This is a genomic window from Pseudoalteromonas sp. TAB23, from assembly GCF_000498075.1.
Lineage (GTDB): Bacteria > Pseudomonadota > Gammaproteobacteria > Enterobacterales > Alteromonadaceae > Pseudoalteromonas > Pseudoalteromonas arctica.
Map to the genome: position 1 here is coordinate 1 of NZ_AUTP01000238.1, position 23,815 is coordinate 23,815.

13 protein-coding genes, 1 tRNA gene and 2 pseudogenes are annotated in these 23,815 nt (G+C 38.4%); 15 read left to right on the top strand and 1 reads right to left on the bottom strand.

Annotation, left to right across the window (positions count from 1 at the left end):
* Nucleotides 1–3 precede the first annotated feature (3 nt).
* From L654_RS0114290 to L654_RS0114305, 3 genes are all read left to right on the top strand, one after another.
* Nucleotides 4–79: transfer RNA gene (locus L654_RS0114290), tRNA-Glu, on the top strand.
* A 282-nt stretch (nucleotides 80–361) separates the two neighbouring features.
* Complete coding sequence (locus tag L654_RS0114295; RefSeq protein WP_024608270.1) at nucleotides 362–3,229, top strand: pitrilysin family protein; 2,868 nt, start codon at nucleotides 362–364, stop codon at nucleotides 3,227–3,229.
* A gap of 249 nt (nucleotides 3,230–3,478) precedes the next feature.
* Complete coding sequence (locus tag L654_RS0114305; protein WP_024608271.1) at nucleotides 3,479–3,745, top strand: DksA/TraR family C4-type zinc finger protein; 267 nt, start codon at nucleotides 3,479–3,481, stop codon at nucleotides 3,743–3,745.
* A 56-nt stretch (nucleotides 3,746–3,801) separates the two neighbouring features.
* Here L654_RS0114305 and gloA read toward each other — a convergent pair whose 3' ends face one another.
* The gene (gene gloA / locus L654_RS0114310; protein ID WP_024608272.1) at nucleotides 3,802–4,203 is read right to left on the bottom strand and encodes a lactoylglutathione lyase; all 402 of its coding nucleotides are present in this window, start codon (nucleotides 4,201–4,203) and stop codon (nucleotides 3,802–3,804) included.
* 646 nt (nucleotides 4,204–4,849) lie between these two features.
* Between gloA and L654_RS0114315 the strand changes: the two genes are divergently transcribed.
* The 12 genes and pseudogenes from L654_RS0114315 to L654_RS0114370 form a co-directional block, all read left to right on the top strand.
* A complete protein-coding gene (locus L654_RS0114315) occupies nucleotides 4,850–5,728 on the top strand; it encodes an NAD(P)-dependent oxidoreductase (RefSeq protein WP_007585320.1) in 879 nt (292 codons plus the stop codon).
* A gap of 148 nt (nucleotides 5,729–5,876) precedes the next feature.
* Nucleotides 5,877–8,106, top strand: a pseudogene (locus L654_RS01000000126130) (polysaccharide lyase 6 family protein).
* A 5-nt stretch (nucleotides 8,107–8,111) separates the two neighbouring features.
* Nucleotides 8,112–10,322, top strand: a complete 2,211-nt coding sequence (locus L654_RS0114325) for a heparinase II/III family protein (protein WP_024591531.1) — start codon at nucleotides 8,112–8,114, stop codon at nucleotides 10,320–10,322.
* A gap of 5 nt (nucleotides 10,323–10,327) precedes the next feature.
* Complete coding sequence (locus tag L654_RS0114330; RefSeq protein WP_002962963.1) at nucleotides 10,328–10,672, top strand: cupin domain-containing protein; 345 nt, start codon at nucleotides 10,328–10,330, stop codon at nucleotides 10,670–10,672.
* A 2-nt stretch (nucleotides 10,673–10,674) separates the two neighbouring features.
* On the top strand, nucleotides 10,675–11,982 hold the full coding sequence (locus L654_RS0114335) for an MFS transporter (RefSeq protein WP_007585328.1): 1,308 nt from the start codon (nucleotides 10,675–10,677) through the stop codon (nucleotides 11,980–11,982).
* A 74-nt stretch (nucleotides 11,983–12,056) separates the two neighbouring features.
* A complete protein-coding gene (locus L654_RS0114340) occupies nucleotides 12,057–12,989 on the top strand; it encodes a sugar kinase (RefSeq protein ID WP_024608273.1) in 933 nt (310 codons plus the stop codon).
* Nucleotides 12,990–13,417: 428 nt separating this feature from the next.
* On the top strand, nucleotides 13,418–14,035 hold the full coding sequence (eda, locus tag L654_RS0114345) for a bifunctional 4-hydroxy-2-oxoglutarate aldolase/2-dehydro-3-deoxy-phosphogluconate aldolase (RefSeq protein WP_007585331.1): 618 nt from the start codon (nucleotides 13,418–13,420) through the stop codon (nucleotides 14,033–14,035).
* Nucleotides 14,036–14,049: 14 nt separating this feature from the next.
* Nucleotides 14,050–15,132, top strand: coding sequence for a class II fructose-bisphosphate aldolase (fbaA, locus tag L654_RS0114350; RefSeq protein ID WP_007585332.1), 1,083 nt, complete (start codon nucleotides 14,050–14,052; stop codon nucleotides 15,130–15,132).
* Complete coding sequence (locus L654_RS0114355) at nucleotides 15,129–16,091, top strand: class 1 fructose-bisphosphatase (RefSeq protein ID WP_024608274.1); 963 nt, start codon at nucleotides 15,129–15,131, stop codon at nucleotides 16,089–16,091. The genes fbaA and L654_RS0114355 overlap by 4 nt, the downstream gene beginning before the upstream one ends.
* A gap of 461 nt (nucleotides 16,092–16,552) precedes the next feature.
* Nucleotides 16,553–19,214, top strand: a pseudogene (locus L654_RS01000000126135) (poly(beta-D-mannuronate) lyase).
* A 325-nt stretch (nucleotides 19,215–19,539) separates the two neighbouring features.
* Complete coding sequence (locus tag L654_RS0114365) at nucleotides 19,540–22,578, top strand: TonB-dependent receptor (RefSeq protein ID WP_024608275.1); 3,039 nt, start codon at nucleotides 19,540–19,542, stop codon at nucleotides 22,576–22,578.
* Nucleotides 22,579–23,104: 526 nt separating this feature from the next.
* A partial coding sequence (locus L654_RS0114370) for a TonB-dependent receptor plug domain-containing protein (protein ID WP_029753623.1) occupies nucleotides 23,105–23,815 on the top strand: 711 nt, incomplete at its 3' end.

Here is a 23,815-nt window from a genome sequence, read left to right on the forward strand (position 1 = left end):
TGTGTCCCCATCGTCTAGAGGCCTAGGACACCGCCCTTTCACGGCGGTAACAGGGGTTCGAATCCCCTTGGGGACGCCACTTACTATTTTAAGTATTGTATAAAGCAGTGTTACATAACACTCTATATGCACGATGTTATTAAGAGTATCAATTTCTTAGCTATGTCATTTACTACTTAGATAGGGAAGTGCAGTGTTATTAGAATAAAACCACAAATTAATACCCTCATTTTACACTTCATTTTTATATCAATCTATTTACACTTTGTTACAAAACCAAACCCATAATCGCTCCATATTCCTTGTTGTACTTTTAATTAGTCTTTAAACTCATTGAGTTAATTTAAATATGGACTAAAAAATGAAACTCACAAAAATTGCACTTGCTGTTTTACTTGCATCAGGGTTGGCTGCATGTAATAGCTCAACTCAAGCTGTTGATAAAAATATTGTTACAGAAACATCAATTCCTGGCGTTACACTTATTGAATCAGTGAAATCTAATGCAGGTGAAATCAACATACCGTATAAAAAATATAAACTAGATAACGGTTTAACTGTAATTGTGCATGAGGATCATTCAGATCCCTTAGTACACGTTGATGTAACATACCACGTTGGTTCTGCTCGCGAAGAGTTGGGTAAGTCAGGCTTTGCTCACTTTTTTGAGCATATGATGTTTCAAGGTTCAGAGAATGTTGCTGATGAGGAACATTTTAAAATAATATCTGAAGCAGGCGGTACTTTAAATGGTACAACTAACTCAGATAGAACAAATTATTTTGAAACAGTACCTGTAAATCAATTAGAAAAAATGTTGTGGCTAGAAGCTGATCGAATGGGCTTTTTACTCGATGCTGTAACCCAAGAAAAATTTGAAGTACAACGCGAAACAGTAAAAAATGAGCGCGGCCAACGTGTTGATAATCGCCCTTATGGTCGTTTAGGTGAACGTGTTGCTCAAGCGATGTATCCAGATGGTCATCCATATTCATGGCCAGTAATTGGTTTTATGGACGATCTTAATCGCGTAAATGTAAATGATTTAAAAGCATTCTTTTTAAAGTGGTATGGTCCTAATAATGCAACGCTTACTATTGGTGGTGATATCAACGCTAATGAAATACTGCCATTAGTTACTAAATACTTTGCACCAATTCCAAAAGGCCCTAAAATCCCTACAGTAGAAAAAACAGCTGTAACACTAGATGCTGATAGATATATTTCAATGGAAGATAAGGTACATTTACCTTTATTAAGTATGAGTTTCCCAACTACTTACGCTCGCTCTGAAGATGAAGCACCTCTTGATATACTTGCTGAAATATTGGGTGGTGGTAATAATTCACTACTATACAAAAACTTAGTTAAAACTCAACTTGCTGTTCAAGCAAGTGCAAATCATCCATGCCAAGAGTTAGCGTGTTCAATTAGTCTTTATGCTTTACCAAATCCTACAGCAGGGAAAACGTTAGCTGATATGGAAAAAATCATTCGTGATTCATTTGTTGAATTTGAAGAGCGTGGCGTTACACAAGATGATTTAGATAAAGTAAAAGCTAAAATAGAATCGGGTGCAATTTTTGGTCTGCAAAGCGTATCAGGAAAAGTCTCTCAACTAGCCGCGTCAGAAACGTTTACAGGTAACCCAAATTCAGCTAAAGATGAGATTGCACGTTATAACAAAGTTACAAAAGCTGATGTTATGCGTGTTTTTAATCAATATATCAAAGGTAAATCTGCCGTTATTATGAGTGTTGTTCCAGAAGGGCAAACTCAACTTATAGCTGCTCTAGACAACTTTACGCCTAAATCGCATGATTTTGGAGGTCCATCTACAACTTCAGCTGATGATTTAGTGGCACGAAGAGCTGTTGATACATTTGATCGAAGTGCTCATCCAGAGGCCGGCGCAAATCCTGCTGTTGATGTTCCTACTCTTTGGCAAACTAAGACCGAAAACGGTATTAAAATATTAGGTACTCAAAGTACAGAAACGCCAACTACCGCTATTTTCATTAAAGTTCCGGGTGGCCTGTACAGTGAGCAAGCTAGTAAAGTGGGTTTATCATCAATAACTGCATCGTTAATGAGCGAGTCAACGCAAAACTACACTACAGAGCAGATGAGTAACGCGCTTGAAAAACTAGGTAGCCAGGTAAGTATCTACTCAGATAAAACACATACAAATGTGTATGTTTCTAGCTTAACCAAAAATGTAGATGCAACGCTAAAGCTTGTCGAAGAAAAGTTATTTAAACCAGCATTTAATGCAGATGACTTTGAGCGTAATAAAAAGCAAATCATTCAAAATATTCAACATTCAATGAAGGATGCTGGGTATTTAGCATCTAATACATATAGTAAATTACTATATGGCAACAATATAGCTGCACTTCCAAGTACTGGAACGCTTAATAGTATAGAGGCTATTAAACTTGCTGACGTTAAAGCTTTTTATAACGCAAACTTTAAACCGCAGGGCGCTCAAGTAATTATTGTTTCTGATTTAAAAGAGTCAACAATTGAACCAAAAGTTAAAGCTACACTTACAAATTGGAAAGGTAAATCGAGCTTAGTAGCGGTTGATTTCAGTGAACCTAAAGTAGAAACTAATGTAATTTATTTGGTTGATAAACCAGACGCTCCTCAATCAGAAATTCGTATAGGTAAACGCGATATGGTTGAAGATATTACAGGTGAGTTCTTTAAAGCTAACTTGATGAACTTTGCACTTGGTGGCACGTTTAACAGCCGTATCAATCTAAATTTACGAGAAGATAAAGGCTATACTTACGGTGCTCGCTCTCGTTTCTGGGGTGATAAAACATCAGGTGGCTTTACCGCTTCTGCAGCGGTGAGAGCCGACTCTACTGCAGCATCTATTACAGAGTTTACTAATGAGCTTAATAACTATGCTCAAAAGGGTGTCACTGACGAAGAGCTTATGTTTATGCGTAAGGCTATCAATCAAAAAGATGCGCTTAAATACGAAACGCCTAATGCAAAACTTGGCTTTTTAGCACAAATATTAGAGTTCGATTTAAAACCTAGCTTTGTAAAAGAAAGAAATGAGATTGTTAGCAATATCAGCAAAGAAGAAGTTAACGCCTTAGCTAAAAAACACTTAAATACTAAAGACATGATTTATTTAGTAGTGGGTGATGCTAAAACACTTCGTCCAGAGCTCGAAAAATTAGGTATGAAGGTTGTTGACTACAGTCTTTAATTTTTAAATAAATCATTGAAATTATAAAGCAGCTTTTTTAGCTGCTTTTTTTTGCCTAATTGTAGAGTGTTGAACTTTTTGTGAAGTAGATTACAAGGAGCAACTACAGCATCTTTCCACCAGATATAAAATATAGTTTCGTAGCTTAAACCTTCAAAGGGCATCACATTCCTAGCTCTTTTATTCAGTACTTATAAAGATTCGATTTGGTAGCATAAATTTAAACATCCAACTTTATTAGGAGGATTTATGGCAAGTGGATGGGCACGAGACGGTGCAATTCAAGATCAAATTGATGCGAGTGTTAATGACGCCGTACAGTATGCAAGAAGCAATTTAATATCTGGCGCAAGTGCAGAGCTATGTGATGAGTGCGATGAGAAAATCCCACAAGCACGAAGGCTTGCGTTACCGGGTGTATGCTACTGTGTGCAATGCCAAGCTGCAATAGAAGGTAATGATGCTAGCGCTAAATCGTTTAATAGACGTGGCAGTAAAGATAGTCAGTTGCGTTAAAAAGGTGCTGAAAAGCACCTTTTTTAATTTAAACCAGCATCCATAACTTACATAATTTAAAATTTACTCATGTCATCTTTTTTCTGAATTAGCTCAATTGAATAACCGTCAGGGTCTTTTACAAAAGCAATTTCAGTAGTACCGCCTTTTACTGGTCCAGGTTCACGACTAACATTACCACCGGCTGCCTTAATATCAGCACAGGCTTTGTAAATATTATCAAATTCGATGGCTATATGGCCATAAGCATTACCCAGGTCGTAGCTATCCTCATCCCAGTTATATGTCAATTCTAGGACTGTCGTGTCCTTCTCATCTCCATACCCAATAAAAGCCAATGTATATCGATACTCGTCATTGTCTGCGCGTCGTAACTCTTTCATACCTAATACTTCAGTATAAAAAGCAATTGATTTGTCTAAATCCGCTACACGCAGCATAGTATGTAATAAACGCATTATTCAGTTCCTTTAGTGATTTTTCAAAGTTCAGTATATTTTTAACTAAGCGCTATTATTAAGCGCATTTTGTGGTTTTTATATGTATTAGCCATATATGTAGGCGTTACGTACAAATCACAACCTCAAAACCATTTAGAGTTGGAAGCTGTTCACGTATGGCCTTTATAATTTTACCAATAACATCAACTGTAAATTACCAATTAATGAACCATTTTATTGAATTTTGCATATTTAAATAAAGAACACTCAATTATTGGTCAACCTATTAATATAAAAAAGTTACTGATTGTTCAACAAAAGTTAACCTATATCTGATTGGGTTTGTTGTATCTAACTATTTGTTTTTGATTGATATTAAATTTATTTGTATGTAATTTGTAAAAATATGGGATTTACTTGGTTAACTTATTGGTTGACAAAAAAGGCGTATGGTAATACAGTTTTTGCATACCAATTGGTAAGTTGCTTGGTTTGAGTGAATACAATGTATTGGTAATTAATCAGAGTTACGTTTTGCACAGGTTAATTTATAAATAACTCAAGCTTAAAGTTACTCTACAAATTGAAACAAAGACACAGCGTATTTTAAAGTAGATTTTACTTGTTCTTATAAAAGTATGCGCCACATATTTAGGAGTTATTCATGTCAAAACCAGTCATCGGTTTCATCGGCTTAGGCTTAATGGGCGGCAACATGGCCGAAAATTTACAAAACAAAGGCTATGAGCTAATTGTTATGGACCTTAGCAAAGATGCGGTTGCAGCATGTGTCGCTAGAGGCGCAAAAACAGCAAGCACTGCTAAAGAGCTAGCTGAAGGTTCAGATATTGTTATGTTTTGTCTTACAACTTCTGCCGTTGTAGAAAAAATCATTTATGCAGAAGACGGTATCCTAGCGGGTATTAAAGAAGGTGCAGTACTAGTTGATTTTGGTACTTCTATTCCATCATCTACTAAAAAAATTGGTGCTGATTTAGCAGCTAAAGGCGCAGGCATGATTGATGCTCCTCTTGGTCGTACACCAGCACATGCTAAAGACGGCCTTTTAAACATCATGGCTGCAGGCGATATTGATACATTCAATAAAGTTAAACCAGTACTAGAAGATCAAGGTGAAAACGTTTTCCATCTTGGCGAGCTAGGTGCAGGTCATACAACTAAGCTTATCAACAACTTCATGGGCATGACTACAGTATGTGCTATGTCACAAGCATTTGCAGTTGCAGAGCTTGCTGGTGTTGACCGTCAACAACTTTTTGACATCATGTCGACTGGTCCATCTAACTCACCGTTTATGCAATTTTGTAAAAACTATGCAGTTGATAATGTTAGCGACCTTGGTTTCTCGATTGCTAATGCAAACAAAGATTTAGGCTACTTCCTACAAATGGTAGAAGACCTAGGTACTGAATCAAAAATCGCTGAAGGTTCATCAGCTAACCTACAAGCAGCGTTTGACGCTGGTATGGGTCAAGGTAACGTTCCTGAAATTTTTGATTACTTCAAAAAGCTAGAAAAGTAATACTTCTCGACCTTATTGAGCGCTTTAAGCTTTTGGCTTAAGGCGCTTTAACACACATGACACCAATTGACTAAAGTCTTTGTGCAATGTCAGCTTTTTTAAATTCTGATGAAGCACTACTTTCAGTCACAACGAAAAAGAGTTAACTATGCGTTTGATTAACACAATAAAGCTTAGTCTAGTTCTCATCGGTTGCATATCCACACAAATAGCGGCCAAAGATTATTTTGTAGAAAGTAAACAAGCTTTTAATGATATCGCAGCTAATCTAGTTGCTGGCGACAAAGTAGTACTTAAAAATGGTACTTGGTCTGACTTCGAAATCCTACTTGAAGGCCAAGGTACAAAAAACTCTCCTATTTTATTGACCGCTGAAACTAACGGTAAAGTAATTTTATCGGGTCAATCGAACCTAAGACTTGCAGGTAAATACCTTGAAGCTTCAGGTTTAGTATTTAAAGACGGCTACACACCGAGCTCAGCTGTAATAGAGTTTCGTAAAAATAAAAATGAATTAGCCTACAATTCACGAGTTACTCAAACAGTAATCGATAATTACAGTAATCCAGACAAACGAGAGTCTGATTATTGGGTTGCATTATATGGACAACATAACCGCTTTGATCATAGTCATTTAGTTGGCAAACGAAATAAAGGTGTGACAGTTGCTGTTCGTTTAAACACTCAAGCAAGTCAGGAAAACTATCACCGCATAGACAACAACTATTTTGGCTACCGTCCAACTTTTGGTTNCCAGCCATTACTCATTAACTGATTCGCATACATTGGTAGAAAATAACTATTTTGAACGCACCAATGGTGAAGTAGAAATTGTGTCGGTTAAGTCAGGTAAAAACATCCTTCGTAATAACGTATTTTATGAAGCGCGCGGTACATTAACGCTGCGCCATGGTAACGGTAACCTTATAGAAGAAAATATTTTTATTGGTAATGGTGTTGACCACACAGGTGGTATTCGCGTTATCAATAAAGACCAAATTGTAAGAAATAACTACCTACAAGGTCTAACAGGGTATCGTTTTGGCAGTGGTTTTACTGTGATGAACGGCGTACCAAATTCATCTATAAATCGTTATCACCAAGTTGAAAATGCGACAATTGAAAACAACACATTTATAAATGTGCGTCATATTCAACTTGCCGCTGGTAGCGATGCTGAGCGTAGCGCTGCACCTAAAGATAGCGTAATGAAAAACAACTTAATTATAAATCAAGATGGTGAACAGCCATTTACAACATTTGATGATGTAAGCGGGCTGGTACTAAGTAACAACATTGCTGATACAAAAGTACTTTCTGAGCTAACGTACGGTGTAAAAAAAGAAAAAATCACGCTTAAAAAAGCAAGTAATGGTCTACTTTACACAACATCTAAAAGTTTAAATGTAGGTGCAAAGCGCGATTTAAAAGTACTTAAAAAAGAAGATACCGGTGTTAGCTGGTATGCAAAAGTACCTGCTTTAGTTGATTTTGATTCTGGTAAGACACATTCTGTTAAAGCTGATGTAAGTGCATTACTAGACGCTATTGATAATGCAGAGTCGGGTGATGTTCTAGAACTAGCGCCTGGCCAGTATGATGTTTCTAAACTGGTTAAAATTGATAAAACGTTGACAATTAAAGCAAAGCAGAACACAAAGTCTAAACTTACTTTTCAACGCTCTACCTTGTTTGAAATACATGATGGCGGCAGCTTAAAACTAGATGGTTTATCTATTTCAGGTGAAAACGCGCCAGATGCAATAGGTAACAGCATTGTTCGTACGCAAAAATGGGGTATGGTTGATAATTACCGCTTTGTAATGACCAACTCAGAGTTAAATGCTTTAGATATTAATCATTCATTCCATTTCTTTATCACTGGTAAAGGTGCAATGGCTGACGAAATTATTGTTACAGGTAATACCTTTAATACAGTAACAGGTGACATTTTACGTCTAAATACTGAAATTGAAGACTTAGGTGTTTATAACGCGGAATACGTTATTGTAAATAATAATACATTTAATGATGTGCAAGGCGGTGTACTTAAGCTTTACCGTGGTGGTACTGATGAAAGTACATTTGGCCCTCATTTTGAAATGACAAATAACACGCTTAATAACGTCGGCCTTGGTAAGCGTAACAAAGAGCAAGCGAGCATTTATGTTCACGGTGTTCAGGTTACTAATATCAAAGATAATAAATTTGTTAAATCTGCTCCTATTGTTGTAGAGCACACAGTAGGCGAGCCTAAAACTGAAATTTCAGATAATACATTTGATGTAACTAAAGCACCAAGTGTTAAAGAACTAAGAGTTAAAGGCCCACATACAGCAGTATTAAAAAATAACAACATTTTAAATAAGGCAGGGTAAATACTATGTACTTATTAAAATGCCAAACAGGTTTTAAAATAGCGGCTGTAGCAGCACTTACATTACTTACATCATTGGGTGCGCATGCAGCGCACCCAAACTTAGTAATTACTACTGATGACGTAAGTCATATGCGTCAAGCAATAGGCAGCGAAGGTAAATTTTCTACTGCGTTTGAGCTATTAAAAGCGCAAGTAGACGAACAAATAGCTCAACCAATTGCGGTACCTGTACCAAAAGATGGTGGTGGTGGTTATACACATGAACGCCACAAAAAAAATTATCAGCTTATGTATAACGCAGGCATCATTTATCAACTAAGCCAAGATGATAAATATGCAAATTACGTGCGTGATATGTTGCTTGAGTATGCAAAATTATACCCAACGCTTGGTCTGCATCCAAAACGTAAAATGGATTCGCAAAATCCAGGTAAGTTTTTTTGGCAAAGCCTAAATGAAGCAATGTGGCTTGTGTACACAATACAAGCTTATGATCTAATTCATGACTCGTTAAATGCCGATAACATTAAAACAATCGAGGATGACTTACTACGTCCTGTTTCGTTGTTCACATCAGTAGGCCAACCCTCTACATTTAATAAAGTACATAACCATGGAACATGGGCAACAGCGGGTGTTGGCATGGCAGGGTATGTATTAGGTGAACCTGAGTGGGTAGAAAAATCATTATACGATTTAGAAAAGTCGGGTAAAGGTGGCTTTATTAAGCAGCTAGAAATGCTGTTTTCACCACAAGGTTACTATAACGAAGGTCCTTACTATCAACGCTTTGCACTATTACCCTTTGTAACGTTTGCTAAAGCGATTGAAAACAACGAACCACAACGAAAAATCTTTGAATATCGCGATGGCATATTATTAAAAGCGATTGATACGACGATTCAACTTAGCTACAACGGTTTGTTTTTCCCAATTAACGATGCAATAAAAAGTAAAGGTATCGATACTATTGAGTTAGTTAATGGTGTAACGGCAGCATATGGCTTAACCAACGATGCGGGTTATTTAGATATTGCTAAGCAACAAGACCAAATAATTCTCTCTGGTGATGGACTAAAAGTAGCTCAAGCACTTGATAACAACATGGCAAAACCTTATTCGTTTAAGTCTGTTGCCTTCGGCGATGGTAATGACGGTAAACAAGGTGCTCTAGTTGTAATGAGAACGCAGGTAGGTGGCGATCAAGCGCTACTATTTAAACCTGCTGCACAAGGCTTAGGTCACGGTCATTTTGATAAACTAACATGGCAATTTTACGACCACGGTAATGAAATTGTATCTGATTATGGCGCAGCACGTTTTTTAAATGTAGAAGCTAAATATGGCGGTCGTTATTTACCTGAAAACGAAACTTATGCTAAACACACGGTTGCGCACAATACGGTAGTGGTTGACGAAACAACGCATTTTAATGCAAATGTTGAAGTAGGAAATAGTAATTACCCTACACTTAACTTTTTCGAAACGAATGAATACGGCACGGTTTCAAGCGGCGAAATAAGCACAGCTTATAAAGGCGTTGATCTTGAGCGTACGCTTGCACTTATTAACTTACCTGAACTACAAAGCACCGTTGCACTTGATATATTTGATGTTGCTGCAAATAAAGCGCATCAACTTGACTTGCCTTTGCATTATAAAGGTCAGCTTATCGATACCAGCTTTGAGTTAAAAGCAAATGCAACACAACTGTCTGCATTAGGTACTAAAAATGGCTACCAGCATCTATGGCTTAAAGCTCAAGCGCAACCTCAAAGTGGTTTAGCTAAAGTAACGTGGTTAAACGAAAATGGTCGCTTTTATACGCAAACGAGTTTGGTTAAAGGTGATGAGTCTTTCTTGTTTACTCAAATAGGCGCAAACGACCCTGATTTTAACTTACGCAACGAAAACGGTTTTATTCGTCGTGTTGAGGGTCAAAAGCATCATAAATTTATATCTGTATTAGAGCCTCACGGTGAATACAATCCAAGTAAAGAATATACGTTAGAAGCTGTTAGTAGAGTTACAAAGCTTGAATATAGTCAGCAGGGCGATTTAACACTTGTTGAACTTGATATTAAAGGCAAGTCATATTTAGTGGCTATTAATAAAGCACCAACCTCAGCTAAAAATACATTCAATTATCAAAATAAAGAGTTCACTTTAAATGGCCGATTAGGCGTTTATATGATGAACAATAATCAGGAGTAAATAGGATGCAAAAGCAAAGCGCAAACTTTTCATTTGGCAACGAGACCGAAATTGAAGATTTAGGAAATGGTCTAAAACGTCAAATGCTAGGTTATAACGAAGAGCTAATGGCTGTTAAAATTTGGTTTGAGAAAGGGGCTATTGGTTATAACCATGCTCACAGACATTCTCAAGTAACGTATGTTGTTGAAGGTGAGTTCCACTTTAACATTGATGGCGTCACTAAAATCTTAAAACCGGGTGATAGCTGCTTAATCCCACCATTTGCTGATCATGGAGCTACCTGCCCAACAGGCGGAATCCTGATTGATACTTTTAGCCCAGCGCGTGAAGACTTTCTTGAGGATTAATTATGCAACTTAAAGGCTTACGTTGGTGGGTTATAGCGCTAATTGCGCTAGCTACCATTATTAACTATATCGACCGTCAAGCACTTAGTGTGCTTTGGCCGGACATTGTTGAAGATTTATTTCCTGATGAATCAGCGCTAGAACGCAAACAAATATACGCTAATATTTCAATTGTGTTTGTATTTGCTTATGCATTTGGTCAAGCCATATTTGGTAAAATATTTGACTGGGTAGGCACACGCTTCGGTTTTGTTTTATCGATAGGTGTTTGGTCTATTGCAACCGTTGCACATGCATTTGCACAAGGTGTACTTAGCCTTAGTATTTTTCGCGCAATCTTAGGTGTAGCAGAAGCCGGTAACTGGCCGGGCGCAGCTAAAGGTAATGCTGAATGGTTTCCTACTAAAGAGCGTGCCTTAGCACAGGGTATTTTTAACTCTGGCGCTGCTATTGGCGGTATTATTGCTATTCCCTTAATTGCTTATTTAACTATCTACTTTAGCTGGCAAATGGTGTTTGTTTTTGTGGGCGTATTAGGTTTTCTTTGGTTAGTGCCTTGGTTAATTTTAGTTAAAGCGCCGCCTAGCTCTCATCCTTGGCTTACTGCCGAAGAACGTGAATATATCTTAACAGGTCAAAGACGTGTTGATGATAATGGCGATGTAACAGGTGAAGACGAAGAAGAATATAACCCTTCAACTGCTGAGTTACTTTCTCGTAAGCAAAGCTGGGGTGTAATTATTGCCTCTGCTGCGATTGACCCTATTTGGTGGTTATTTGTTTTTTGGATACCTATTTACCTAAACGAAGTATACGGCATGGATGTTAAGTCTATTGGTATATATGGTTGGGTACCTTATGTTGGCGCTATGTTTGGTGCTTGGTTTGGTGGCTTATTAGCTCAAAACCGACTCAAAGCCGGTTGGAATACAGATAAAACACGTAAGCTAACTATAACGCTGGGCTGTTTAATTATGTTACCTGCGTTACTTGCAATGGCAAATCCAGGCGGACCAACGACAGCGGTACTAATTATGGCTGTTATATTATTTGGTTTTCAAACTGCAATTGGTAATGTGCAAACACTACCAAGTGATTTGTTAGGCAAAAAAGCTGTAGGTACATTATCAGGTTTCTCTGGTATGGCGGCAAAACTTGGTGCTGTAGGCCTTACATCGCTTGTGCCTATTCTTACTGCTGATGGTAACTATACGCCAGCATTTGTTATTGGTGCTTCTTTAGCCATTATAGCAATGGCAGCTGTTTGGATTTTAATTCCAAAAATAGAACCTCTTAAAAAGCCTCAATAATCTAGATAATAACTGCTATGCCAATATGTTTTGTATAAGCGCATAGCAGTTAACTACATAGGGTAACTTCCAAGATGAAAAATATTTACTTTATCGGTGAATGCATGGTCGAGCTTAGAGCTATGAGCGCAGCCACACTACACCAATCATTTGCAGGCGATGTTTATAATTCTGCAGTGTATTTAAAACGTTGCTTCCCGCAGGTTACTACTTCGGTTGTTACGGCTTTAGGTCAAGATAATTTAAGTAAAAAAATGCTAGAACGCTTTGAAAGTGAACAAATAAATACACAACTCGTATTTGCTCACGATACCAAAGTACCTGGCATGTATTACATAGAAACCGATGAGCATGGTGAGCGTAGCTTTATTTATTGGCGTAATGATTCTGCAGCTAAAAAGGTTGTTGATTTTTTAGATGCTGATGCACTCGAGCAGCTTAGCCAAGGTGATATGTTTTTCTTTTCAGGAATTTCATTAGCAATAATTGAAGAAAGTGCACGTGAGCATTTTTGGAAAGTTGTAAAGCAGCTCAAAGATGCTGGGGTTAAAATAGTTTTTGATCCGAACTACAGAGCGCGTTTGTGGAATAGTGTAGAGGAAACTAAAGAGCAATATCATTTAGCCTTTACGCTTGCAGATATTACCCTACCTGGCGTTGAAGATTTAACAACACTTTATGACGTTCATAGCGTAGAAGCGGTTGTTGAATATTTAAAACCTTACCAAATTGAAGAAATTGTTGTTAAAAATGGCCCTGAATCGGTAGTGACAAAAGAGGGCGATACGCTTCAAAGCCACACTATAATACCGGTAACAAATGTTGTAGATACGACATCCGCAGGCGATGCTTTTAACGGTGTTTACTTAGGTGCTCGTTTATCTGATAAACCAATTTCGAGTGCTGTACAACTTGCTGCAAAAGCAGCAGGTGCTGTTATACAACAGCCTGGCGCTATTGCTCCAAAAGATATATTTCAGCTAGCAATGGTTAAAGCTGGGATCTGATACCAATTTTATTAAAAACATGATCACCTTAGCGTATTAAATAACTCACTAACTACGTTAAAAATTATTTATATAGAACAACTATGTATCATAATTTTAGCCTTGTTATTGAGCTATTTTCTTGTCGCTATAATAGCTCATTAATTTAATGCAATTGGTATAACAAAATAATTAACCTGAACTCTGGTTAAGAGATTTACTAACATATTGAATCATGGTGATATTTAAAATTATTTTCTCTAGCTAGAGATTTTCAGTGAAAACAAGGCGAATTTACGCGTCAATAGCGGGCCTATTGCAAGTAAATTCAACGCAGTTAGCGCTGAAAATAGCTGCTTGAGATAGATTTATTATCTAGAGTTCAGGTTAATCAAACATTAAAGGCCGCCATACCTCGGCCGCATTACTTTTTATAAAGGAACAACGTTATGACTCGCTTTTCTGAACTTATGTCAGGACAAACACTGCTACCTATAATTCAAGCTGATACGCCAGAGCAAGGTGTTCAAATAGCGAAAGCTATGGCTAACGCCGGCCTTACTTTAGTTGAAGTAGTGCTAAGAACAGAAGCTTCTTTAGAAGCATTAAAAGCTATTAAGGCGCAAGTGCCAGAGCTAAAAGTCGGTGCGGGTACAGTCATAAATACTGACATTTTAGAGCAAGCACTTGAAGCGGGTTCTGACTTTATTGTAACGCCAGCGGTTTCTCCTGCGCTACTTACAGCACTTGCTAAATGTAATGTGCCGGTACTTCCTGGTGTATCAAACACCGGTGATATTTTAATGGCGCTTGAATATGGCTTTGAAGAGCAAAAATTATTCCCAGCATCGCTTGCCGGTGGAGCACCTTTTGTATCAGCTGTGTCGTCAGTATTTAGAGCAGTCAGCTTTTGCCCTACAGGCGGCGTTAGCGAAAGTAACAAAATGGACTATCTTTCTTTAAATAATGTATTCGCCGTTGGCGGTACTTGGATAGCGAAAAAAGAGTGGGTTGAACAAGAAAATTGGCAAGCAATTACTGATTCTTGTATCCAGGCTTTAAAATAGAAAGGATTTCATAAATGAATTATTTAGCTCCAACAATACTGCCAGGCGTAATCGTTGGCGATGAAGTAAGTGCTGTGTATGAACATGCGCGTACTAATCAATATGCGTTGCCAGCGGTAAATGTTGTTAGTACAACATCTATAAATGCAACGCTAGAAGCTGCTAAAAAGAAAAACTCGCCCGTTATTATTCAGCTTTCTAATGGTGGAGCTCAATTTTTTTGTGGTAAAAGCTTATCTTTACCAGAGCAACAATCAGCAGTGCTTGGGGCGGTAAGTGCTGCAAGATATGTACATTCAGTGGCAGCACATTATGAAGTAGCAGTGATGCTTCATACTGATCACGCAGCTAAAAAGCTACTACCTTGGATTGATGGTTTGCTTGATGAAGGTGAAAGACACTTTGAACTGACTGGCAAACCACTGTTTAGCTCGCATATGATTGATTTGTCAGAAGAGCCTTTAGAAGAAAATATCGAAATTTGTGAACGTTACTTAACGCGTATGGCAAAAATAGGTATGACGCTTGAAATTGAGCTTGGCTGCACGGGCGGCGAAGAAGACGGTGTTGATAACTCACACCTAGACAGCTCTTCTTTATACACTCAGCCTGAAGATGTTGCATTTGCTTATGAACGTTTAAGTCGTATTAGCCCCAACTTTATAATTGCAGCGTCTTTTGGCAATGTTCACGGTGTATATAAGCCGGGTAACGTTGTTCTTACACCAACTATTTTAAAAGATTCACAAGCTTACGTATCAGAAAAATTCAATCTACCAAGCAACTCAATTAACTTTGTATTTCATGGTGGTAGTGGTTCTGAGTACGATAAAATTGCAGAGTCTTTAACCTATGGTGTAGTTAAAATGAATATTGATACCGATACGCAGTGGGCGTGTTGGACAGGTATTTTAGACTACTACAAAGATAACCAAGCATACCTACAAGAGCAAATTGGTAACCCTGATGGGGATGATAAGCCAAACAAAAAATACTATGACCCTCGCGTATGGTTGCGTCATTCAGAGCAAAGTATGGTTGCAAGACTAGAGCAATGCTTTGACGATCTAAATTGTGTAAATAGGTATAGCGCATGAAAAGACTAAATACAGTATTAAAAGAAGACGGTGTAGATACCGATCTTATTTTACTTATTCGCACAATTTTAGCGACCAGTAAAGAAATTGCTTTTCGAGTAAGCGAAGGTGAATTAGCCGGTGTTTTAGGTTCAACATTGAATGAAAACATCCAAGGTGAAGTTCAAAAAAAGCTAGATGTAATTGCAAACCAACTACTTAAAGACATACTGCTTGACGACAGCAGCGTTCGATCAGTTGCATCAGAGGAAGAAGATCATGCGGTAGGTGGCCATCCTGAAGGTAAGTTTATTGTTGCTTTTGACCCACTAGATGGCTCTTCTAATATTGATGTTAATGGGCAAATAGGCACTATATTTACTATTTACTTAGCCCGTGATGATGTTGCCTTCGACAGCGACGAGCAATTTAGTCAGCCTGGTGTAAATCAAGTATGTGCAGGCTATGTGTTATACGGCCCTTCATCATTACTTGTAATGAGTACTGGCGGTCCAACGCGTTGTTATACATTAGACTCAACGCATGGCGGTTATCTACTGACAAACAAGCAGTTAAGTGTGCCAGAGCAGAGTCGTGAATTTGCCGTTAATATGGCTAACTACCGTTATTGGGACGAACCGACACAAGTGTATTTTGATAAATTGCTTTACACCTGTGAAAGCTTTGAAAAAAGCTCAATGCGTTGGAATGCAGCGATGGTAGGCGACGTTCATCGTATATTATGCCGAGGCGGGTTATTTTTGTATCCGCAAGATAAACGCAGTGGTAACGATAACGGAAAAATAAGACTGCTTTATGAAGCAAACCCGTTGGCACTTTTAGTTGAAAACGCAGGTGGTAAAGCAACCTCTAGAGGAACGCGTATTTTAGATATTGCGCCAACTAGCTTGCATCAACGTGTGCCTGTTGCTTTGGGCTCAAATGAGCCTGTAGAGTTTTATAATAACGCTATTTTATAAAACAGTACTTAATAAAAAAGGGGCAAAAAATAGCCCCTTTCTTTACCCTTATTTTTATTCTCTTTGTAAATAACCCTTTTTATACAAACTCACTTCATTTCTTAATTTTCTTATAGTCTTCAAATAAGAATACTTCATATATATTAAATAAATCTGATTTACTTAACCCCATGTAAAACCAATTTTTTACTCTAAGGTTATGTATTTTTTCAGTAATTGTGCATGATTGAATTCAATTTTTGACCTGCGATAACAGTGCAGGGTTAACTTTATGTTTATTTGTTGTTATTTAATTGGGTGGATATAGTGGAAAAAGTTATTTTATTATGGTTATATTACCAAGTTGGTTAACAATTTATTTGCAATTTAAATGAATTTGGTAATAAACGCATGATTTATTTGGTAACACACACAATAGATAACCAAATATTAAAACCATAAATTTGGAGAATAGAGCCACCATGAAATTAAAACATTTTGCGCTATGCGCTATTGCAGCTGCAATAGTTGGTTGTGACACAAACTCAAACAACAATGACAACAACTTGGGCTCTATTGCTCTTAGTGGAACTGTTACAAGCGGACAAACATTAACAGCTGAAGTTAGTGACCCTGATGGTATCTCAGGTGACGTGACTTACTATTGGTATGCAGATGGTGAGGCAATTACAGGTGCAAATAGCGCTTCGTTTACACTGACTGACGATCAGATAGGGTTACCAATTACAGTTCAAGGGCTTTATACCGATGATGGCGGTATTAATGAATCGCATATTACAGATCCAACCGCAGATGTTGCCGCAATCGCATTCCCTGCAAGTTTAACTATTACGGGTGACGCTCTAGTTGGATCGCAACTAACAGCCAATGTAGCTGACGAAAATGGCTTTGATGGCGATACAGTAACTTATAAATGGTTTGCTGATGACGTAGAGATTGCAGATGAAGCACTTTCAACGCTCACGTTAACAGACGCACAGTTTGGTACAGTTATAACAGTTAGTGCATCTTTTGAAGATAGCCGTGGGTTTAACGAGTCTGTGACTTCAACGGGTACAGAGGTTGTAGCACGAACAAACTCAGAAGGCGAAGTTACAATTAGTGGCACGCCAACCGTTGGTAATATATTAACAGCAGAAGTTGCTGATACCGACGGGGCAACAGGAGATATTACTTACCAATGGCTTGCTGACGCACAAGAGATAGATGGCGCAACACAAAGCACCTTTACAGTTGATGCATCACTTTTAGGTCAAAAGATAAGTGTTCAAGTTGCTTACACAGATGATAATGGATTTATCGAGGATAATACATCAGAGGAAACAATTGCTGTTTCTGCTGTTGCGGTTGACGAAGCCNGGTAGCGTCGCCATTATGGGCGTAGCGCCTTATTTGACAAGTGGCGAGTTAACCGCTGAGATAACTGATAACAACGGTGTTGAAGAGGCAAACGTTACTTATACTTGGTCTGCTGATGGCGTTGAAGTAGCCGACAGTAATAGTAAAACATTTACACCTTCTGCTTACGCTGGCTCAATAATGTCGGTAAAAGCTACGTATACAGATAACGATGGTTTTGCGAGTGAGGTTACAAACTCACTTGATACATTGGTTTACACACAATTAGTTAGTAACCCTGAAGCACTCCTTGGTGCTATAAGTGGTGGTTTAGCTGATGGTGATGTTATTGGCTTAAACACCGGTGTTTATGCTGATATGGACGCAATTTTATTAACCAGTGCAGTAACGCTTCGCGCTGTAGAAGGTCAAACTCCTGTACTTAGCGGTGAAGTATGTGTGCATGTAGCTGCTGGAGTAGATGGCGCTGGATTAACAGGGCTTACCTTTAAGAATATAGATACTAAAGCGGGTGCATTTTGTGAAGCCGAAGAAGGTGCTGTTATTTACTCAGAAGGCGATAACTTTACTTTTTCGCAAAACACGATGGATGGAGAGGAAGCTACACTCAATAACTCTGAATACCATTGGCTGATGATAAAAGGTCAAAGCGCATTGGTTGAGCGAAATACATTCTCTAATCGAAATGTAGCAGAAAAAGGGTCTGTGATAAAAATATCATCATCAAGCTCTGATCACGTTATTCAATATAATTTATTTAGTGACAGTGATAATCCAAACTTTACTATTCAGTATAACCGCGTAGAAAACTTTGTAACAGGTCGTCGTTTAATGCGTGTACAAACTTCTGGTGCAACCATCAAAGGCAATACAATCGTAAATCCTAATGGTGGTATTTCATTAGAAGATGGTGGATTTAATAGTGTTACAGACAACATTATTATTCGTACCACAGATATTGAAAGCTCAAGCGATAGACCTGTAGGCGTGATGATTACACCACTTGGTCACACCGTGAGTAACAACTACATTGCAGGTATTCGTTCTGGTAATAAAGAAGCGGGCGGTATTGTATTTACGGCAAATCCATTTTCGCAAGCTGACGGCGGTGTGCCAAACTCGGGTAACCAAGCTGTACTTGATGCGGCTGGCGACTTTACACTAAATGTAACAAATAATACAGTTTTGAATTCACAGCAACCTATTGTATTTAGTACAGAAATAGGCTCTAAAGCACCAACAAGTGATTGTGATGAGTTAACCGCAGCGAATGCGCCGGTACTATACGGCCTAACCAAAAATGCGTTTGTTATAAACTTTAATGGAAATTTAATTGCAAACGGTTTAGGCGATCAAACAGACGCAGATACAATAAACAGCAGTGCTACAACTCAAGGCCTATTTTACCCAAATACACTTGATAGTGACCATGCTTTTGAATATGACTGTGACTTAATTAATCATGATAGCTCGCTGCTAAGTAACAACTTTGGTTATATGGATAGTCGAGTATCAGGCGATGCAAGCGGTGACTGGGTTGAAATTAGAAAACTAAATGGTAATGGCGCATTCGATACTGATGGTGCAATTGACCAAGACCCAGCAACTAACGGTAAAGAAGTGCTTGAGTACGTTACAGCAGCAAGTACGTTATTAGAAACTGACCCTGCAGGCCTTCAGGCAGAGGCAGGTGCTAAAGGTCTTCATTATATTCAATCATCTGAAGTAGGTGTTGGATCTACATGGAAAATACAAAACGATTAAGTAACCAATTAATCAGTTAACTTTTAAAAGCCCCAAATTTGGGGCTTTTTTATTATTTATTAATAATCACCACACTTTTCTCAACCTACATTACCCATTTATAAACTAGTTTAGAGCGGTTTATATTCTAGTAAAAAACCTGCCTGACCTACTGGTAATGCCGCTAAGTTAAAATTGGTATACCTTATGGTAATATTAAAACGTCAAATTGGTTGATCATCGTGCTGCCTTTAAGTATATTAACGTCAAAGGTCACATAAAATATACATAAGCATAACAAGCTAACACACTAAAATCACACAACAACAACCAGCGGAGAATTCAAATGTCGTTGAAGTCACGAGATAACAATAATTCTACAACAGGGCAGTTTGCAATGCGCCCAGTTGCAAAATGGGTAAGAACAGCGGTCATCGCAGGTATGGCAAGTTCTTGCGTATTTACAGCAAGCGCACAGGAAGATCAGGGAAAAGCGACAGAAGTTGAAGAAGACGTTGAAATAATTAGTGTTACAGGTACACGTAGAACGATTCAAGACCAAATAGCAATTAAACGTGAAGCAACAACGGTAGTTGATGGCCTGTCATCTGAAGATATTGGTGATTTACCAGCACTGTCTATCGGTGAAGCACTGGAATCAATTACAGGTGCTGCATCTCACCGTGAAAACGGTGGTGCAACAGAAATCACTATTCGTGGTCTTGGTCCATTTTTAAGTGCAACGCATATCAATGGTCGTGAAGCGACTAATGGTAGTGGTGACCGCTCAGTTAACTTTTCGCAGTTTCCGTCTGAACTTGTAAAAAAAGTAGCAATTTATAAAACGCAAGATGCGTCAATGATTGAAGGTGGTGTTGCAGGTGTTATTGCACTTGAAACTATAACTCCACTTGATTTTGGCAAGCAACGTGTATCAGCTGAAGTTAAACTAAATTACAACCCAGACGAAGGTAATGTAGATAACTCGCTGCAAAGTGACGCGGGTTACCGTGGCACGTTTAGTTATGTTGACCAGTTTGAATTTGATAACGGCCAAGCCGTTGGTGTGTCTTTTGGTGTGCAGCGCCAAGAAATTAGTCAACCAGAAGCAGAATACAGAAGCTCTAGCCCATCAGGTTCTTCATTGTGGGCGTGTTTAAACGATCCGACTAATACCAATGAAGGTTTTTATCGTAGTAGTGCAGGCGACTGTGAAGACCAAGTTAGTGGCGACAAATTAAAAAACCAAGGCTACCAAACCAAAATTGATCCTGAAACGGGTAAAGCCGAAAGCGATGGTACTCCGTATGCTTGGACTGGCAGTAGCCGAAGCTTTCGTCAAAACGAGACATCTGATGAACGTGATGCAGTATTTTTTGCACTGCAATACCAACCGTCAGCTGATTGGGATGTTAACTTTGATGCACAAATTTCAGATAGAACACAACAAGAAGCACGTCACGATTTAATCTTTTTACAAAAACGTGCTACACCAGGTGTAACCGGTCCAACACTTGTAACTAACGATGTAGGCGGTATTTTGCACTGGGAAGGTGAAGAGCGCATTGAATCAGCGGGTGAGCAATTTTCTCGTGAAGAAAACTATCAAGGTTATGGCATAAATATAGAACATACAGTTACCGATAGATTAACTGTTGATTTAGATATAGCGTACTCAAAAACAGAACGCGAAGAACTTCAAATATCTAACCGTGGTAGAACCTCAAGCCAAACTTTCTTTTCTTGGGATATGGGCGATGAAATCCCTCATTTCACATTAACAGACTTTGACGTAACAGATATTTCAAACTTTACAGATAGCCTAAGAACACGACTTGACCGTGAAAATGTTCGTGAAAACGAAGTTATCTCAGCACGATTAGATTTTGACTATGCGCTAGATGGTAACGTTTTCACCAGTGTACAAGGTGGTATTAGAACATCTGAAATGACCTTCCTACAGTATGGTGGTAGCCAAGGTAACGGTTCAAGAAATGAATTTACACTAGACTCTGGTACTGAAGCGCTTGACGTATTACAAGGTTGTCAAATCGACTTTCCAGAATCAGGCTTTTTATCGAGTGTATCTGATGGCGATATTGTAACAAATGTTGATAGTGACGGTAACGTTGTAGATAGCGGTACAGGTTCATCATGGGCTACATACGACAACGTATGTTTCTCTCAAGCTGTAGCTGGTTCTAACGCTGATGGTGTGTTTGCTTACCCAGAAGTTGAATATGAAAATGCAGGTACAATTGATGTAACAGAAAAAACAACATCAGTGTACTTAATGGCTAACTACGATACTGAAATGTTTGGTAAATTCATTCGCGGTAACTTTGGTCTTCGTATTGTAGACACAGAAGTAACTTCGATTGGCTTTAGAAATAGCTTTGACGTAGTAACAAGCGACACAGGTGTACTTTCTCTGCGTGAGTCTGATAACGGTTCACTGGATAAAATAAAAAGCGGTGGTGACTACACTAAGTACTTACCAAGCTTTAACCTAGTTATTGATTACAGCGAAGATATTTTATTCCGTGCAGGTATATACCGTGGTATGTCGCGTGCAGATCCATCTGATTTAGGATACAGCCGTACGTTCGAAGAAGATAAAGATGGTACAGCAACTTCAATCAGCGATTTATTAGTCGGTGTAAATGGTTCTGGTAACCCAGACACTCAACCGCTTATGTCGTGGAACTACGACGCTGCGTTTGAATGGTACCCTAACGAAGATTCAATCTTAGCGTTAAGCCTATACTACAAACAGTTCAATGGAGGTTTTCAACAACAAACAGTAATTGAAGATTTTACTGTTGCCGGTGAAACAGTTTCACTACCAATTACTAACTCTGTTACGTCAGACGAGGACAGTGAAATACTAGGCCTAGAAGCTTCATTTTCTTACCGCTGGGATAATGGCATCGGTATGAAATTTGGTTACAACTATGCAGACACTGATTTTGAGTTCCAAGATAGCTTATACGGCGATACGTTTGAGACTGACGTAGATGGTAATACTACACAGTTAACTGACGGTATTATTGAGCCGGCTTCAGTACCTGGTTTCTCAAAGCATGTATTTAGTAGCCAGCTGTACTACCAAATTGGTGGATTTGATACTGCTGTTATTTACAAATATCGTAGTGAGTATTTCCAACCATATACTACAAATGGTACTCGACTTCGTTATGTTGATGGCGTAGGCGTATGGGAAATGCGCGCATCATACAAAATTGATGAGCACTTTAGAGTTAAAGCAGAAGCAATTAACTTGTTCAGCGCACCTAAATCACAAGATTTCTTTGTTGAAGGAAACTTAGGTGAAGTGAATGACTACGGCCCACGCTTATTCTTAGGCTTAAGCTACAAGCTGTAATAATAGTTAAACATTAAATCTCATTAAAAAGGCGGTTTTACCGCCTTTTTTGATCCCTAAATTCTTCAATTTTATATTTTCGATAACACTAACAGACAGTACTAAAAAAAAACTTACTCCAGAATTACGCTACTTGACTAAAAACAATTAAATTGGTTAACCAATAATGCTGTTTATTAAGCACGCCCAACATCATCGGTTTCTCCTGCCTAAATTATTTCATTTTTAAAACGATAACTATTCTAACCTTTGTTATTGACAGCCCTATTTCTAATAGAATTTAAAAATCATAAATAACATCAACTTAAAACGTAAGTTTTGCTTTTAACTTGAAATTCAGTTAGGTTTTTCTATTTTGGTAATAACATATTGCATAATATTTGATCTAAATTTATTACCAAAAGGTTGACCTTTTTATGGTTGGGTGTAAATATAAAGTTAAGGGTTTGTAATAATTAAGGGTTTTTAATAAAAACAATAAAGTAGCTGGTTAAACATAGCATTTCACACACACAGGAAAAAAACTATGAGTCACAAGTTATCTAAAATTACACTGGCAGTTATATCGGCAACCGCACTTGGTATGTCTTTGTCTACACAGGCGCAAGAAGCTCCAAAAAAAGCTGCAGACGATCTTGAGGTTATCGAGGTTTCAGGTATTCGACAATCGCTTACAAATGCGCTTGCACAAAAGCGTTCAGCAGATAGCCTTGTTGAAATTATCGAGGCTGTAGATATTGGTAAGCTACCAGATCAAAACCTCGCAGAAGTACTTGAAAACGTAACAGGGATTCAAATTACTCGTGAAGCAGGGGTAGGTACGGGCGTTCAAATTCGTGGTACCAATGCTAATCGCACTGAAGTGAACGGCGTATCAACAGTTGGCTCAGGGTCTGGACGAAGTGGCATTAGTTTTGAAGATGTATCAGCTGCAATCATCTCTGGTGTAGAAGTAATTAAGTCACCAGAAGCAAAAACAATCGAAGGCTCTGTGGGCGCAACAATAAACCTTAAAACAATTCGCCCGTTACAGTTAAATGAAACTCTAGGCTCAATTAGAGTTCAAGGTGAAGATAGTAGCTTATCAACAGATGGCGTGACTCCTAGGGTATCGGGTGCTTGGGGTGATAACTGGGAGCTTGATTCGGGCGGTAAGTTTGGTGTTGTATTTAGTGGTAGTTACAGTGAGCAAGACGTAACCGCATTTCGTCCTCGCGCAGATAGAGATAATTCGGTA